The organism is Streptomyces sp. NPDC002994, from assembly GCF_040611155.1.
GTDB lineage: Bacteria > Actinomycetota > Actinomycetes > Streptomycetales > Streptomycetaceae > Streptomyces.
This window is the reverse complement of record NZ_JBEXNQ010000005.1, coordinates 244,300-259,581: the sequence shown is the minus strand read 5'-3', so window position 1 is coordinate 259,581 and position 15,282 is coordinate 244,300. Positions and strand designations below refer to the sequence as shown.

The following is a 15,282-nucleotide window of genomic DNA, read 5'->3' as shown; positions in this document are numbered from 1 at the left end:
GCCGGCGACCTGTTGAGTTCGCACGCGGGGTCGAGCGGCCGTAACGCTAATGGCACTCCCCGAAGGTGGTGCGCAGCCCTTGTGACGCTGCTGCGAAGATTTACGGGCGATGGCGTCTCGTACTCACGGATATGTCGTCGCATTCCGAGCGAAACGCGTGATTCTCTGTGCGGATGCCGCGACGCGTGCGCGCGTTCCGTATGTGGATTCATCGGCCGTTCGCCGAATGGAGTGATTCCGTTCAATAGCCCCGCCACGCGCTACCGGCGTGGGCGGGTGAGGACCCAACTGCCACCGACGGCCAGGAGAGCGAAGGCGACGTGGCGCGCACCCCGTGCTCAACGGTCAGGACAGCATCCGTACGTCGCCGCCAGAAGCCGCTAGAAAAGGTCGGCGAGCAGGACGACCGCCGGAGGCAGCGCCTGCCCGAGGGAGCCGCGCCACAGCTTCGGGTCGGAGATGTTCCGCGCGCCCCCTCAGCGCGCTCTCACCCTTCAGTCGGAGCCGGCGACCGGCCCTCGACATCCGACGACAACTTTCTTCGTCTTTTTATGGCGCCGTCGCACCGTCGCACGCGATGGCGCGGGCTCGGTCGAAGTCCAGCGACGCACCGCGGTCGAACTCGGTGCGGAAGGCTTCCTGCCCCAGGGCACCTCGGGACGCGGCGGCGATGCGGTCCACATCCTGGCGCTCAGCGGGCGGCAGCGGAGCACCGATGGAATCACGGGCGGCCGCTGCCGCGCCCAGCAGCATCGCGCAGTGCCCTGGACTCCCGGCGAGGACCCGGGCACCGGCCAGACCCTCCAGCGACAGAGCCACCGCCCGGGGGTCACCGAGCTCGCGCACCGCGTCGAAGCCCTGGAGGTGAAGGGCGTGCGCCGTTGCCGCGTCACCACGGAGCTCCGCGACAAAACCCAGTTCGGCCAGTACGAGTGTGATGCCGGGCCCGTAACCCACCTTCCGGAACCACGCGAGCAGGCCGCGCATGTGGGTCTCGGCCGACTCGTAGTCGCCTTCCCGGCGTGCTCCGAGCCCGAGTCCGATCTCGGCGTCCACCTCCCCGGACCTGAAGTTCTGTTCGCGCGCCAGTTTCATGGCCCGCTGGTGGTACGTACTGGCCTGCGCGTAGTCCCTCGCGAGGAGGGCGAGCCGCCCGAGGCCGGACAGTCGTTTGGCGGCTTCCTTCCACAGCCCGAGCTTCTCGGCGATGGCCAGCCCGTCCCGCTGGAGCCGGGTGGCCTGTCCGTAGTCACCCGTGATCTCGCGGAGTGCCGCCAAGGGAAAGACGGTCTGCAACGACCCCCACTGGTCACCGATCTCCTGGAACAGACGGGCGCTCTCCTCACCGTCACGCCCGACCGCGTCCAGGTCACCGCGGGCCATGGCATGCCGGGCTCGTACGCTCAGGGCCGCCGCGGTCCCCCAGGCATCCCCCACGGCCCGGAAGCCGTCCAGGGCGCGATTGACCAGCGCCTCCCCCGTGGTGACCTCTCCGGAACCCATGTGGGCGAAGCCCAGGAACCACAGTGCCGTGGCACGCCCCACGGGATCGTCGATCTCGTCGTACGCCGACAGGACGGTGTCGATCTCCTCCGCTCCGGCATCAGCGGCGCCTTCCAGGAGCGCGATGCCCGCCTTCCACGCCATGGCCAGGGCCCGGTCGGGCGTGAGCCGCGCGGGGGTGGCGGCGAGGACCGTCTCCAACGACCTGCGGGCCTCGGCGACCCGGCCGCGCAGCACCCAGTACCAGGCCAGCGCGTTGACGGTCCGCAGGGCCCGGTCCGCCGCTCCCCGTCGTACGGCGAAGTCGAGCGCTCGGCGCAGCTCGGCTCCCTCCCGGTCCAGCCGCTCCAGCCAGCGCTGTTGCCCGGGGCCACGCAACAGCGGCGCCGCCCGGAGAGCCAGTGCGGTGTAGTACAGACTGTGCTGTTCCCCTACGGCGTCGGTCTCGCCCGCTGTCCGCAGCTGTTCGCGGCCGTACTCCTTCACGGACTCCAGCAGCCGGTACGTGGGGCCGTCGGGGCGGTCGGACAGTACGACCAATGATCGGTCCACCAGCTGCTCCAGGAGGTCGGCCACCTCCGTGGCCTTCACACCCTCCCCGGCACAGACCGCCTCGGCCGCCTCCAAGGTGCAACCCTCGGCGTGGACGGACAGCCTGCGCAGCACGACGCGTTCGGCGGCCGTGAGCAACTCCCAGCTCCAGTCGATCACGGCGCGCAGCGTCCGCTGCCGCTCGGGCGCGTTCCGGGCGCCGCCGGTCAGCGCCCCGAACCGGTCGTCGAGGCGGTCCACCAGACCGTGTACGCCGATGGTCCGCACCCGGGCGGCCGCCAGCTCCAGCGCCAGAGGAATGCCGTCAAGGCGCCTGCAGAGCATCGCGACGGCCTCGGCGTTGCCCGCGTCGAGGGTGTAACCGGGCGCGGTGGCGGCGCGGGACATGAACAGTTCGACGGCGTCCGGCTGTTCGAGCGGTGGCACCGGCCGCACCAGCTCACCGCCGACGCGAAGCGGCTCCTGGCTGGTCGCCAGTACCGTCAGACCCGGCGTATCGCGCAACAGCGCCCCGACCACTTCGGCGACCTGATGCACCACGTGCTCGCAGTTGTCCAGGACCAGCAGCAGCCGTCTGTCCCGCAAGGCCCCGACCAGCCGGCCGACCGGCGACACCACCTCTCCGGGCTCGCCCGCCTCCTGGATGTCCAGGACCTTCATCACGGCCTCGGCCACCGCGTCCACGGCGTTCGTACCGGAAAGCATCCGGGGTGAGGGGGCGAGTGCCGCCAGCTCGACCAGCCATACGCCGTGGGGAAAGCCGTCGGCCGAATGCCGCGCGGCCTCCACGGCCAGCCGCGTCTTGCCGACCCCGCCGGGACCTGTGAGCGTCACCAGGCGCGAGGACGCCATCATGGGGGCGATGGCGGCGACGGCCTCGTCCCGGCCGATGAGCCGTGCGACGGGCGCGGGCAGATTGGTGCCGCCGGAGCGCGCCGCGTCCAGCGCGGGGTCCTGACGCAGGATCGCCCGCTGCAGGGCCATCAGCTCGCCGCCGGGCTCCAGGCCGAGCTCGTCGGAGAGCCGGCGCCGGAGATCCTCATAGCTGTCGAGCGCCTCCGTCTGCCGGCCGGCCCGGTACAGCGCACGCATCTGCACGGCACGAAAACGTTCGCGGAGTGGATACCTGCCGACCAACCCTTCAAGCTCACCGACGAGTTGCCGGTCCTCTCCCAGCTCCTCGCGTGCTTCGGCCCGCTCCTCCAGCGCGGCCAGCCGACTCTCCTCCAGCCGGCCGATCTCCGCGCGGGCGAACGGCTCGTCGGCGAAGTCGGCGAACGCCTCGCCGCGCCACAGCAGCAGCGCCTCGGACAGCAGCGCTGCCTTCACCCCGGGCGCGGCGCCGGCTCGCGCCCGGTTCAGCAGGGCGGTGAACCGCCCCGCGTCGACCGCGTCGCCGTCGATCGCCAGCAGGTACCCCGCAGCCCCGGACACCACCAGCTCCCGGCCCCCCGGTTCGGCCCGGTGCAGCACCCGGCGTAACTGGGAGACCTTCCCCTGGAGCGTGTTACGGGGATGGTCGGGCAGCCCCGCACCCCACAAATCGTCCATCAGCCGGTCGGCGGACACCGCCCGCCCCGGGGTCACCAGCAACCGGGCAAGCAGGGCACGGACTTTCGTCCCGGGTACGGGCACCGGCTGACCATCCGCAGTCCACACCGCCAACGGACCGAGCACCCCGAATCGCATGGCGCCCACCCTAACGCGGCCCTCGCGCAGGCCTGTTGGCATGACCGGCAGTGGACCGACAGCCGATCGGCACTCCCCGCAGACACGATGTCCCCACAGCCGGAACACGACGGAGGAGTGACATGAACACCGACCACAAGCACTCGATCACGGTGATCGGTCTGGGCAACCTCGGCCAGGTACTGGCCGGGACCTTCCTGGACCAGGGCCACCGCACGACCGTGTGGAACCGTTCACCGGGCAAGGCGGACGCCCTGGTCGACAGGGGCGCGGTGCGGGCGGCCACAGCGGCCGAGGCCATCGCGGCGAGCGACCTCGTCATCCTCTGCGTACTGGACTACGAGACCGTACGGGAAGTCCTCACCCCTGCCGCCGGCCCCCTCGCCGGCCGCGCCCTGGTCAACCTCACCTCCGGAACCCCGCAGCCGGCCCGCGAACTGGCCGCCTGGACGGCCGAACACGGCGCCGCGTACCTCGACGGCGCGGTGTACGCGGTTCCCCAGACCATCGGGACGTCCGAGGCATTCGTCCTCTACAGCGGATCGCTCAACGTCTTCGGGACGTACAAGGACCAGCTGGGCCTCCTCGGCAAGAGCACGTTCGTCGGCCCCGACGCCGGTCTCGCGTCGGTGTACGACATCGCACTGCTCAGCGGGATGTACGGGATGTTCGGGGGGTTCTTCCAGTCGGTGGCTCTGGGAGACTCGGCACAGATCAAGGCCGCTGAGATCACCGACCTGTTGGTGCCCTGGCTGAAGGCGGCCGCCGATGCCCTGCCCGGCTTCGCGCGGGAGATCGACTCCGGTGACTACGCCACCGAGACGTCCAATCTCGCCATCAACACCGTGGGCCTCGCCAACATCCTGAGCGCCACCAAGGCCCAGGGCATCGACGTCGCCCTGCTCGCCCCTCTCCACTCCCTGTTCCAGCACCAGATCGAACAGGGCCACGGCGCCGCCAGCCTTGCCCGGGCGATCGAGTCGCTGAGAAGGAAGGCGGTCGTGGGGTAGGCCCCCAGACGGAGGCCGAGCCACCTGGCATGGATCTGTAGCGAGAGCTTTGAGGCGACGCAAGCGACTTCCAGCTCGTGGAGTCGTTCAGCGATGTCGTCGGCCCACTCCTGTGCCCACTCCTGTGCCCACTGCCGCAATGAGGTGATCGCGTGTTCGTCGAGCCCGTAGGCGGCGAATTCGGTGTCATCGATCCAGTCGGCTCCGCCCAGACGTGCCTGGAGATCGGTGAGGTCGAAGGAGCCACGGGAATGGCGCCGCCCGAGCTCTTCGAGCTCGACGTGGCTCCACCGGTCCGTAGCGGCTCGTACGTCGATCAGGTCACGGGCAAGTCCACGGTCGGCCGGCGCACGGACCTTGGTGCCGACGACATCCTCGAGGGAGAGCACCCATCCGTGTTCGGTCTGCACGGGCGGTCGCCAGAGTGCTTCCTTGAGGATGTCGACCTCGCATTCTTCACGGCTGGCGGGATCGGTGACGATCAGTCGCGCGGACAGCGGGTCCGCCTCCAGGGCTCTTACGCGCCATCCGCGTCGCTCCAGTTGAGATCCTGGCTGAGCCGGTCGACCAGGCCGTGCGGCTTGGACGGCGGGGCAGCCAGAGCGACGCCGAGATCAGGTTCGTGGCGCCGGGTCAGCTCTGTCCGTTCTTCGTCCACGGGCGGAGTTTCTCCGGGTTGCGGACTGCCCAGATGCGACTGATGCGGCCGCCGGTGAGGCTGAACGCCGCCACGGTCACGGTGATGCCGGCGTGCTGGGCGACCAGGCCGGGCCGGCCGTTGACCGTCCGCTCCAGGAGGGTCAGCCCAGGGGCTTTGCCGGCGATGTGGATCAGGTACTGGGCGATTCGCTCGCTGCCCACGACCGGGCGGAGGACGGTGCCGACCAGGCCGCCGCCGTCAGCGATCACTGTGGCGTCGGGGTCGAGCAGGTCGACGAGGGCCTTGATGTCCCTGGCCTCCCACGCCTCTTTGAAATGCCGCACCAGACCGGCCTGTCCGGCCGTCGGAACCACCGGAGTCTGCGCGGCGCGAATACGTCGACGGGCCGAGGACGCCAGCTGCCGGCAGGCCGCGGGCGTCCGGCCGACGATCTCGGCGACCTCGGCGAAGGGGTACCGGAAGACGTCGTGCAGGATGAACGCCACGCGTTCGGCCGGCGTCATCGACTCCAGTACGACGAGGAAGGCCATGTTCACCGACTCGTCCAGGGTGACCTGGTCGGCGGGGTCGGCCGGCTCGGCCCTGCCGCCGCCCGCCCGCCCGCCGAGCCACTCCGTACGGTCGGGCAGCGGCTCGGGTATCCATTCGCCGACGTAACGCTCGCGCCGGACCCGCGCCGAGCCGAGCACGTCCAGGCAGATGCGGCCGGCCACCGTCGTCAGCCAGGCGCCGGGCGACTCGATGGCCTCCTGCTGTTGCCGCGACAGCGCGTACCAGCGGGCGTAGGTCTCCTGTACGGCGTCCTCGGCCTCGGCCAGCGAACCGAGCAGCCGGTAGGCGACATTGATCAGCTGGCGACGCTCACCGACGATCGCGTTCAGTCCCGGCTCGGACCGGTCATGCCGTGGCTCGGACGGGGTGCTCCCGGTCGCGACCGCTCCCTGGTTCTTCTCGTCCGCTTCCGCTCTCGACACTTCGACGAAACACCGCCCCGGACTGTCAGGTCCGCGCTTCGCCTCACATTTCGCGGGCCCACGTCGTCGGACCACCGAGACACTACCGATCCACCGCCGCGAGGCAGAAGAGGGGACCGCGCCATGGCCACACAGACGACGGCAGAACACCGCAGCGTCACGTTCCTGCAGGTCGCGATCGCCCTGCAGACCTTGTCGCTTTTCTTCCAGGCGGTCACCGCCGGAATGCTGCTGAACTCGTCCCACGGCGCGGTGCTGCACGACGCCGGATCGCGCGTGATGTACGGCGCGTCGATGCTGTACGTGCTCGCCGCGATCCTGGCATGGCGGCCGGGCGGCGGGTCACCCCGCCCCATCCTGTACGCGTCCGGCTTCCTCGTACTCGCTTCGGTGCAGGTGGTGCTGGGCATCGCGCACATGCCGTCGCTCCATGTCCCCCTGGGCACCCTGATGTTCGCCCTGAGCGTGCTGGCGCTGGGCCACGTGCTGTCCACCCGCTTGACGGAGCGCTCAGGCACCCGGTCGTAGCCGCCGCGCGCAAGGCGCGGGTGAAGTTCGGCGTGCCGGAGGAGTTCAGGTTCTACGGCCTTCGTCACACCGGGCACACCCTCGCGACCCGCTCCGGGCCGGGCCCACGCTCCTGGTGCGGATCTGGTGCCGGACGCCTGAGCTGGTCCACACAACCGAAGCCCCCGGCCGCCGGCTTGGGGCTTTTGCTTGGAGCGGGTGAAGAGAATCGAACTCGCGCTTTGAGCGCCTGCGACTACCGAAGGTCGGCAAGCCGACCGGCTGGAACACTGCTTGCGAGGTGTTACAGCCGCTTGTACCGGATAGCCCGGACTGTTATCGCAGGTCACAGGCGTAACCGGACTGTCGGAGATGTAGGACAGGTCCTGTCCTTCAGCCTTCTTTACGTCTGTACACTTCCCCCACCAATCGGGTGCCTGCGGCGGTGGGCTAGCCGGCAGGCCTCACCATCCTGGGGACTTCATGCGCTCATTCGCCATAGGTGCCGCACTGTCTGGCGCTCTGGCACTCGCCATCTTCACTGTTCCAACGGCTCAGGCCGACGAGATCTGGGGCGGCGACACTACGATCACCAATGCCACGGTCAATGGTGGTAAGAACATTGCGGTCGGCACGTCAAACGTGGTCACCTTCCCTGGTTCGATAACCGCCACCGACCCTGACGGCATCGAGACGGCCATGGTTTACGTGTGGCACGGAACAGGTGAAGACGACATGGATATGACCGTGCCGCGTAGCCCGAGGACATGCACAGCCGTCAACAGCACGACGAAGACCTGCGAGGTCACCTTCACGATCGACCCTCGCGGCCTGGCCAACGCATGGGCGGGCAAGTGGAACGTTGCCGTTGACGCCTTCGACAAAGGCAACGGTGGCATCTCCGTGGATGTCTATAAGAACGTCAACATTCAGCGCTACTCGAAGCTCACCGTCAACGCGTCGCCGGAACCGGTCGCCAAAGGAAAGACCATCACCATCACCGGCAAGCTGACTCGGGCCAACTGGGAGACCCACGACTATCGTGGCTACACCAACCAGCCGGTCAAGTTGCAGTTCCGGAAGGCTGGGACTGACACGTACACGACGGTCAAAACCGTGAACACCAACAGCACTGGCGGCCTGAAGACCACCGTCACAGCCTCCAGCGACGGCTACTGGCGCTACCACTTCGCAGGCACCAGCACGACCCCGGCGGTCAAGACAGCTGGCGATTACCTGGACGTGCGGTAAGTGCCGCAAGGCGCGGGACGTGCGTGAGTCGGCACTCCTCCCGCGCCTTGCCGCATGGTCCCGCCCCAGGCCGCTGGCCTGGGGTCTTCGTTAGTAGCCAGCTGCTGACGGGAATCGAACCCGCTCGTGAGCTTGGGAGTGTCGCTTGCCAGCGGCAGCGAGCCGCAATGGCGAACGATCGGCGTACCGCCAGACATGCCACGGATCTGGCACGGTCGCGGCTGCTCTTGTAGGAGGGGGACAGCCTCTGACTACCGCGTGGACGGGCATCAATCGGATTCGGATGGCAAAGAGGCGGCCCAGGGGATCCGTCGGTCGGGACGCTGGTGCCCACACTTCAGCGGAGTACCGGACGCATCGATCACCTGAGATTCTGCGACGACCTTGTCGGGATCGCCGTCCTCGTAGAGCCACACACTCACCAGCTCGGCCGCGACGGTCACAGTGAACTGGACGTTGTGGCCGTCCCCCACTGGTGAGACGGTGACGGCCTCACCCGGCTCGAGCCACAGTGAGCCGCTCCCCGCATTTTCGACTGGCAGTCTTCCTCGCACTGGCCCCCCGCCCGCACCCTAGCGTTAGGTCGAGCCGGTTAGCCCGGGAGTCGATGCAGACGCCCAGCCGTGATCGGCTGAGGGCCCCTTCGCTGGTCTGTCGGCACGCTTCGAACCTGCGACACTCGCTTTAGGAGTTCCCCCCGACACTCGTGCTTGCTTGCGTTCCCACAGCTACCCGCGCCGTGGGGAGACGGCCACGAGTACTGCTATCCACCGCTGTTGATGTCAGCTCCTCGCCTGGCTTCACGACGGCCGCCGGGTGCGTTCACTCGTCGTCGCTGCGCTCCAGGACCAAGCCGACGGACTCGTCCTCCAGACCGCTGCCGTCTTCAAGACACCCGGCGCGTTGGGGACACGCCGAGCCCCGATGTCTTACCCCTGAGCAAGGGGTGGCCAAATGCAAAGATCGCCAGCGGCTCGAAGAGGGGCAGTGGTGCGCACGTGGTGCGCGACGCCTGAATCGGTCTAGACAACACAATGGCCCGGGTCGGGGATCATGCCTCTGGCCTGGGCCTTTTTCTCTGGAGCGGGTGACGAGAATCGAATGCGCGTTCTATGCTTGGGGATCAACCGGCACTCGGTCGCCAGGAACGCCTCTGGCCAGCGAGAACCCTGTGCGGATGTGCTGTTGGTCGGCGGCAGAAGGTGCCCGTAGTGACCGCTGCTTTCTCCTCCGAATGGCGCGTAGTGGCACGGGGCTCTCAGGGGAGTGCCCGCGCGGTGGCGACTTCGCTCGGGCCACGGGAAGCAGGGGGCGCAGCTTTTGGTGCGGGATCTGTGGTCATCGAGACGCTGCAAGCGCGTGACGTTTCTTGGTTAGCGCGCATACGTACATCATCCTGGTACATGGACTATGGTTGGTACATGTCGATGAAGCGCACTAACGTCTACGCCGACCCGGAAGACCTCGCGATCATCAAGGAAGCGGCCAAGCGCCGCGGTATAAGCGAGGCTGAGATCATCAGGCAAGGCATCCATCTCGCCGCGATGGCCAACCGAGTGTGGGACGAGCCACTGTTCTCCCGTACCTTCCCCGGCCCGGGGCGCACCCTTCGTAAAGACGAAGTGCGTGAGGCCGTCGCCGACGCCGTCCAGCGCGAGACGGATCCCGGAACCGCCGCGTGATCATCGCCATCGCCGATACGTCCGGCCTGCTGGCCGCCCTCGATTCAACGCACCCAGAGTGCGAGGCGGCCCAGGAAGCGATCATGGCCGCCGGGCTGCTCGTCATGTCTCCGCTGCTGTTGGCTGAACTCGATCACGTGGTTACCCGAGTGCTCGGCCGTGAGGCCGCGATGAGTGCGATCGATGACATCCGGGGCTGGATGCGCCGCGGCCGGGTCTCCGTACCCGAGATCACTGAGGAACGCCTGGGCGTTGCCCAATCCGTCCGTGCCCGCTACCTGGGACTCGATCTCGATCTGGCTGACGCGGTGAATGTGGCCTTGGCGGCCGACTACGACACCGATGCGATTCTCACCCTGGACCGACGCGACTTTCGTGCCGTCCGCCCTCTCGGCCGCCACAAAGCGTTCCGAGTCCTGCCCGACGACTTGCCCCTCTGACGGGTCCGGGGGTGCCAACTGATGCTTCCTGTGGGGCTGAAGCCCGCAGGAGAGGCTCCAGAGGGTGCGCTACGCCTGTGCCGCTCCAGACAACAACAAAGCCCCGGGCTCGTGGCCTGGGGCTTTTGTTTGGAGCGGGTGACGAGAATCGAACTCGCGCTCTGAGCTTGGGAATCACGAGCGGTTCGGAGCGCGTCGGCAGCTTGACCAGGCAGAACCGCGCAGCGCCTCTGCGGGACGTTTTCGAGGTCGGGCCGTTGTTGACCGCTGTTCCCCCCTCTATCTGGTGCCCTTCTGGTGCGGCTGTGTTGCGGAGGTCTGCGAGGGGCGGGCGGCGGTCCAGCGCGACTGCGACTGTGCTGGGTAGCCGCACTCACCGCGGCGAGGCTGGCAGTCTGCGCCGCTTCGTAGAGAGAATTCGTGGCGGCGAACCCGGCCCTGCAGATAAGGTCTTACAGCGTGTACGTCGGATACGGCTGCGGGGGTAGAGATGCGAATTACCTTCAACAGGTCAGGCAATTTTCTTGAGCTGAGCGATGGCTGGTCTACCACAGCTAACAGGGCGAATGAATTCGATATCCCTCGCGATCGGGTCAGCGAGGCGACGCTCCAGCAGATCAGAGATTTTCTGCGAGATGCCCGCAAGGGACTGGAAAAGGAAAACGATGCTCCCCCTTCCTTTATCCTGGTTGCGCCCGCGACTGACGGAATCCGAGTCTACGGAGGCGATGATCAAGTAAGGTATGAGCTTCTGGAGCTACTTGATGAGGATGAGGACCGCATATCTCTCACTTTGAGTGTTGACTATGCGTTAGTGAAGACTCGGGAAAATTTCGAAGAGCGTCTGACTGACTATTTCACCAGAAGGGGTGTCGATGCCCTACTGGTTAGGTTCTGTGGCCCGGCAGAGTCGATAGAATTGCGTGTCGCCCTCCCCCTGAACTGGACAGTGCTGCAGTGCGCGGCGTTCTCAGACACCCTGGCCATGCTCCTACAGAGCGATCGGCTGAATCTGAAGACGCCCTCAGGCGCTTACGCATTGGTTAGTGCTGGGGCCCCCGTCATGGTATTAGGGGAAGCCGAGAGTGAATGGTTGGAGGTGAAGCGAGAAAACTACGGAATCGCTGTCGAGTCTCAGAAGTATGAGTTCGCTTGCGACGTAGCCTCGTTTGCCAACTCGGATCAGGGGGGCCTGATTGTCATCGGAATATCTTCCGCGAAGGACGACTCGGGAAATGATGTGCTTACCCGAGTTACTCCGTGCAAGCGCGGGTCGCTCAACATTCAGCGCTATATGCAGATTCTCCAAGATCGTGTCATCCCTGCGGTGGAGGGCTTGCGTATAGATGTTGTTCCCATTGGTGCCGGTGACATCATGGCCATCTATGTACCGCCGCAACCAGAAGAAATAAAGCCCTTCATTGTCAAGGGGGCGGTTATTGGGCCGAAGGTGAGTGGTTCCTTTCTGTCGATCCCTCACCGTCGTGGATCCGACAAATGGGCTATGAGCCCTGAGGCTGTCCATTCCATGCTTGTCGCGGCGCGAGCTGTATTGCGAGGTGTTGGAGCTGGTGGCACTCCGGAGATGTAACCGGATGTTGGACGTCAGGTCGGTGGAGCGGCTTTGGGCTGGAGCTGCTTTGGGGCGAGTGATCATGGCCCCTTACGCTGGCCGCGATTCGGGCAGCACCTAGCCTGCCCGCAACAGCCCGAATCGGGGCCATGATCTTAGAGGCTCGCCCCAAAGTGGCTGCCTAAAGCCGTGGAGCCGACCGCCCCAGCCACAGAGGGGTTCCCCACCTTCTGCCCGCTGCACGTAGCGCGCCGCCGGGCGCGGCCAGCCGGGGCGGAGACAGGAGGCAGGCCGCGCCGCAGAGGCGGCGCGCGCCCGCGCCGTGCGCGGGCCTTGATTAAGTAGGGAAAGTTCTACCGCGCTGGGGTCAGGCGCTTGCCGTCATGGCTGCGGACGTGCGGGCCTTCCGCGTCCAGGGCGTCCAGGAGTCGGACCGCGTAGACCTCGGACATCCGCTCTGCGACTTCCTCGGGCGTGAGCCAGGCAACCGCGGTCGACTCGTCAGAGGTGCGCTCGATGCCTCCGGAGGGCTTGCAGCGGAAGACCAGTGCGACGATGCCCCGCGTCGTGTTCTTGTAGACGCCGGACAGCTCATCCACCTCGACGTGGACGCCGGTCTCCTCCAGTACCTCGCGCCTGACGCCCTCTTCGGGTGCCTCGGAAAGCTCCAGGACTCCGCCCGGAAGCTCCCATGTCCCGTTGTCCGCCCGGCGGATCGCCAGTAGCCGGCCGTCCTCGCGAAGCACCGCTCCCGCGACAGACACGGAGTGCAGCGGCGTTGACGTGCTTTGCTGGGACCCGTTACTCATGTACAGGAGCATAGGAGGAAGAGAAGGACTATGGGAACTGCGGTAGGAGGTGGCAGGGCCGTACCTCGGTACGTGCAGATCGCCGACGAGATTGTGCAGCAGATCAGGGCAGGTCTCCTCAAGCCTGGGGAGATGGTGCCCAGTGAGTCCGAGCTGGTCGAGCGCTACGGCGTCTCCGGCGGGACGATCCGTAAGGCCATGGTGGAAGTCCGGGCCAGTGGGCTCGTAGACACCCGCCACGGCAAGGGTTCGATGGTGAAGGACCGGCCGCCCGTACGGCTGCGGTCGTCGGACCGGTTCCGGAGGTCGCACAGGCGTGGCGGCAAGGCTGCGTACCTGGCTGAGTCTGAGCAGTCGGGCGCAACGGCGAAGGTGAACCTTCTGTACAGCGGTGCTCTGGACGCGCCTGCGGAGATCGCTGAACGGCTCGGCATCGACGTCGGCACCCAGGTGCTCGCGCGTCGGCGCCTCTACTTCCGCAACGGAACCCCCGTCGAGACAGCTACCTCGTACGTGCCGTGGGACGTGGCGAAGGACATCCCCGAGCTGTTCGCGGAGAACCCTGGCCCCGGTGGCATCTACGCCCGCTTGGAAGATCACGGGCATGAGTTCGCTGAGTTCGTCGAGACCTTGCAAGCGCGTCTCGCCACCAAGGCGGAGGCTTCCGAGTTGGCTCTGAACCCTGGCGCACCCGTCGTGCACCTCATCCGGAACGCAGTGACTGAAGAAGGACGCGTCGTGGAGGTCTGCGACACGCTTATGGCCGCTGACCAGTTCGTTTTCAGCTACCGGATCCCGGCTACCGACTGACGCTCGCTCAACTCACCACAGCCCGCCGCGACTTCTTCGTCTCGGCGGGTTGACTCATGTATAGGAGTGATGCACTCTTCTTCATGTCACTCATGTACATGAGTGGCGGAGTCCAGCACTTCTAGAGGAGTGATCTCTGTGCGTGTGATCCCCGTCGACATGACCGGCGTGACCGTGATGGTCGCCCAGCCGCCCCAGACCAAGATGCGCGACAAGAAGAACGGCGTTGTAGCCGTCGACATCGAAACCGGCGGTTCTCTCATGACCGTCGACGTCCTGTTCGTCGCCAACGGCAACGCCGAGGTCATCACGGTCACCGTGACCGAGGACGACATCTCTGGCGATCTGGCCATGGGTACCCCCGTGGCGCTGACCGGCCTGGTGGCCCGGCCGTGGGAAAACGAGTTCAACGGGCAGAAGCGGCACGGGATTTCGTTCCGAGCGGCTGCCGTCACCTCGCTGGTGGGCTGACCGGTGACCGCCGGACAGATCCTCGCGTTTATCGGCCTCGTGCTGATCGTCTTCGGACTACTGGTTCTGCGTCGCCAGCGTCCCGTCTGGTACTGGCTCGCCTTCGGTGCCCCGGCAAAGCTGGCCCGGATCGCGCTCACGTACCGCTCGGTCATGGAGGCGTGTGGGCTTACCGAGCCCCCGTCTCGCCTTCGGCTCACCATCGCCGCCGCGACGAAGCGGACGCCGTCCCGGATGGTGCCGCGTCTGACCCGCGTTCGTGTCACTGCCAGTGGCTTGGTCTTACGGATCAAGATGCAGCCGGGGCAGGAGGTGCACGACTTCGAGACGGCGACCGAGCGCCTGCGGCACTCCTGGCGTGCCTACGCGGTGCACGTCTCCGCGCTCTCTCCGGGCTGGCTCCAGGTCAAGGTCATCGGGTACGCCGTGCTGCGCCGGGTCGTGATGCCCCGTGCTGTCGACCCCAAGCTGCTGAGCGTCCCGGTAGCACTCCGCTCCGATGGGGCCGTGCACGCAAGGGACTTCCGGACCGTGGCTCATGAGCTGGTGATGGGCGCGACGGAGTCGGGGAAGTCGGTGTACCTGCGCGGTCTGGTGTCAGGGCTTGCGTCACAGCCGGTTGCCCTCGTCGGCATCGACTGCAAGTGGGGCGTGGAACTGGCCCCCTTCGCTCCCCGGCTGTCGGCTCTCGCCTGCACACCGGAAGAAGCCGCAGACCTGCTTGACGCCCTGGTCGTCGAGATGTCCGAGCGGTACGAGCTGATCAGGACCGTCCAGCGTCTTGGGCCCGGTTCTTCTCCGGAGTCGATGACCTCGGACATCTGGGGACTGCCCGATGACATGAGGCCGGTGCCGGTCGTGGTCTTCATCGACGAGGTGGCAGAGCTCTTCCTCACGGCGACCGCCGCCGACGAGAAGCGCCGGGACCAGATGGTCACCCAGCTCGTACGACTGGCCCAGCTCGGCCGGGCCGCCGGCATCTATCTGGAGGTGTGCGGCCAACGCTTCGGTGCCGAACTCGGCAAGGGAGCAACCGCCTTGCGGGCCCAGCTCACAGGGCGAATCTCGCACCGGGTGAACGACGAGACCACCGCCAAGATGGCGCTCGGAGACATCAGTCCTGTGGCTGTTCTCGCTGCGACGAGCATCGGGCCGGATCAGCGAGGCATGGCGGTGGTCGGTGACTCCTCCGGTGGGTGGTCCCTCGTCCGCAGTCCGCTCACGGAACTCGCGGATGCGGTCGCGGCCTGCGCTGAGTACGCGCATCTGACGCCCGCTGTCCCCGGCCTTGAAGCGTTCCGCCCGGCAGCACCCGGCAATGCCTTCGCCCTGGCCCCGGACAAGGACTGA

14 protein-coding genes and 1 pseudogene are annotated in these 15,282 nt (G+C 66.9%); 9 read left to right on the top strand and 6 right to left on the bottom strand.

Features of this window, described 5'->3' with window-relative positions; all coding sequences use genetic code 11:
• Positions 1-549 precede the first annotated feature (549 nt).
• Positions 550-3,744: a BTAD domain-containing putative transcriptional regulator gene (locus tag ABZX79_RS08515; RefSeq protein WP_355253512.1), complete on the bottom strand. Its 3,195-nt coding sequence runs from the start codon at positions 3,742-3,744 to the stop codon at positions 550-552.
• A gap of 122 nt (positions 3,745-3,866) precedes the next feature.
• Here ABZX79_RS08515 and ABZX79_RS08510 point away from each other — a divergent pair, with 122 nt between their 5' ends.
• Complete coding sequence (locus ABZX79_RS08510; protein WP_355253510.1) at positions 3,867-4,754, top strand: NAD(P)-binding domain-containing protein; 888 nt, start codon at positions 3,867-3,869, stop codon at positions 4,752-4,754.
• 68 nt (positions 4,755-4,822) lie between these two features.
• Here the strand turns inward: ABZX79_RS08510 and ABZX79_RS08505 are convergent.
• The 3 genes and pseudogenes from ABZX79_RS08505 to sigJ form a co-directional block, all read right to left on the bottom strand.
• Positions 4,823-5,296: pseudogene (locus tag ABZX79_RS08505) on the bottom strand (hypothetical protein); the annotation flags it as partial.
• Entirely contained in the window at positions 5,272-5,412 is a 141-nt protein-coding gene (locus ABZX79_RS08500) for a hypothetical protein (protein ID WP_355253508.1), read from the bottom strand. The pseudogene ABZX79_RS08505 and the gene ABZX79_RS08500, both read right to left, overlap by 25 nt.
• Positions 5,388-6,389, bottom strand: coding sequence for an RNA polymerase sigma factor SigJ (gene sigJ / locus ABZX79_RS08495; RefSeq protein ID WP_355253506.1), 1,002 nt, complete (start codon positions 6,387-6,389; stop codon positions 5,388-5,390). The genes ABZX79_RS08500 and sigJ overlap by 25 nt, the downstream gene beginning before the upstream one ends.
• 123 nt (positions 6,390-6,512) lie before the next feature.
• On the opposite strand from sigJ, the gene ABZX79_RS08490 reads away from it, so the two are divergent.
• Together ABZX79_RS08490 and ABZX79_RS08485 are read left to right on the top strand one after the other, a co-directional pair.
• Entirely contained in the window at positions 6,513-6,917 is a 405-nt protein-coding gene (locus ABZX79_RS08490) for a hypothetical protein (protein ID WP_355253504.1), read from the top strand.
• A 462-nt stretch (positions 6,918-7,379) separates the two neighbouring features.
• Positions 7,380-8,147 (top strand): calcium-binding protein, encoded by a 768-nt coding sequence (locus ABZX79_RS08485; RefSeq protein ID WP_355253502.1) that lies wholly within the window; start codon positions 7,380-7,382, stop codon positions 8,145-8,147.
• 269 nt (positions 8,148-8,416) lie between these two features.
• Here the strand turns inward: ABZX79_RS08485 and ABZX79_RS08480 are convergent, their stop codons facing one another.
• Complete coding sequence (locus tag ABZX79_RS08480) at positions 8,417-8,620, bottom strand: hypothetical protein (protein WP_355253500.1); 204 nt, start codon at positions 8,618-8,620, stop codon at positions 8,417-8,419.
• A 948-nt stretch (positions 8,621-9,568) separates the two neighbouring features.
• Between ABZX79_RS08480 and ABZX79_RS08475 the strand changes: the two genes are divergently transcribed.
• From ABZX79_RS08475 to ABZX79_RS08465, 3 genes are all read left to right on the top strand, one after another.
• Complete coding sequence (locus ABZX79_RS08475; RefSeq protein WP_355253498.1) at positions 9,569-9,829, top strand: CopG family transcriptional regulator; 261 nt, start codon at positions 9,569-9,571, stop codon at positions 9,827-9,829.
• Positions 9,826-10,269: a PIN domain-containing protein gene (locus ABZX79_RS08470; RefSeq protein WP_355253496.1), complete on the top strand. Its 444-nt coding sequence runs from the start codon at positions 9,826-9,828 to the stop codon at positions 10,267-10,269. The genes ABZX79_RS08475 and ABZX79_RS08470 overlap by 4 nt, the downstream gene beginning before the upstream one ends.
• Positions 10,270-10,759: 490 nt before the next feature.
• On the top strand, positions 10,760-11,860 hold the full coding sequence (locus ABZX79_RS08465) for an ATP-binding protein (protein WP_355253494.1): 1,101 nt from the start codon (positions 10,760-10,762) through the stop codon (positions 11,858-11,860).
• A 335-nt stretch (positions 11,861-12,195) separates the two neighbouring features.
• Here ABZX79_RS08465 and ABZX79_RS08460 read toward each other — a convergent pair whose 3' ends face one another.
• Positions 12,196-12,663 carry an NUDIX domain-containing protein gene (locus tag ABZX79_RS08460; RefSeq protein WP_355253492.1) on the bottom strand — a complete coding sequence of 156 codons (468 nt, stop codon included), beginning with the start codon at positions 12,661-12,663 and terminating at the stop codon, positions 12,196-12,198.
• An 18-nt stretch (positions 12,664-12,681) separates the two neighbouring features.
• Between ABZX79_RS08460 and ABZX79_RS08455 the strand changes: the two genes are divergently transcribed.
• The 3 genes from ABZX79_RS08455 to ABZX79_RS08445 all read left to right on the top strand — a co-directional run bounded on the left by ABZX79_RS08455 (position 12,682) and on the right by ABZX79_RS08445 (position 15,282).
• Positions 12,682-13,461: a GntR family transcriptional regulator gene (locus ABZX79_RS08455; protein ID WP_355253490.1), complete on the top strand. Its 780-nt coding sequence runs from the start codon at positions 12,682-12,684 to the stop codon at positions 13,459-13,461.
• Positions 13,462-13,599: 138 nt separating this feature from the next.
• Positions 13,600-13,932, top strand: coding sequence for a hypothetical protein (locus tag ABZX79_RS08450; protein WP_355253488.1), 333 nt, complete (start codon positions 13,600-13,602; stop codon positions 13,930-13,932).
• Between the two features lie 66 nt (positions 13,933-13,998).
• Positions 13,999-15,282 (top strand): FtsK/SpoIIIE domain-containing protein, encoded by a 1,284-nt coding sequence (locus ABZX79_RS08445; protein ID WP_355253723.1) that lies wholly within the window; start codon positions 13,999-14,001, stop codon positions 15,280-15,282.

Excerpts from the sequence above, each read along its gene's own strand:
- ABZX79_RS08515 (WP_355253512.1), bottom strand. The coding sequence starts at position 3,744 with ATGCGATTCGGGGTGCTCGGTCCGTTGGCGGTGTGGACTGCGGATGGT.
- ABZX79_RS08510 (WP_355253510.1), top strand. The coding sequence starts at position 3,867 with ATGAACACCGACCACAAGCACTCGATCACGGTGATCGGTCTGGGCAAC.
- ABZX79_RS08490 (WP_355253504.1), top strand. The coding sequence starts at position 6,513 with ATGGCCACACAGACGACGGCAGAACACCGCAGCGTCACGTTCCTGCAG.
- ABZX79_RS08485 (WP_355253502.1), top strand. The coding sequence starts at position 7,380 with ATGCGCTCATTCGCCATAGGTGCCGCACTGTCTGGCGCTCTGGCACTC.
- ABZX79_RS08475 (WP_355253498.1), top strand. The coding sequence starts at position 9,569 with ATGTCGATGAAGCGCACTAACGTCTACGCCGACCCGGAAGACCTCGCG.
- ABZX79_RS08465 (WP_355253494.1), top strand. The coding sequence starts at position 10,760 with ATGCGAATTACCTTCAACAGGTCAGGCAATTTTCTTGAGCTGAGCGAT.
- ABZX79_RS08460 (WP_355253492.1), bottom strand. The coding sequence starts at position 12,663 with ATGCTCCTGTACATGAGTAACGGGTCCCAGCAAAGCACGTCAACGCCG.
- ABZX79_RS08455 (WP_355253490.1), top strand. The coding sequence starts at position 12,682 with ATGGGAACTGCGGTAGGAGGTGGCAGGGCCGTACCTCGGTACGTGCAG.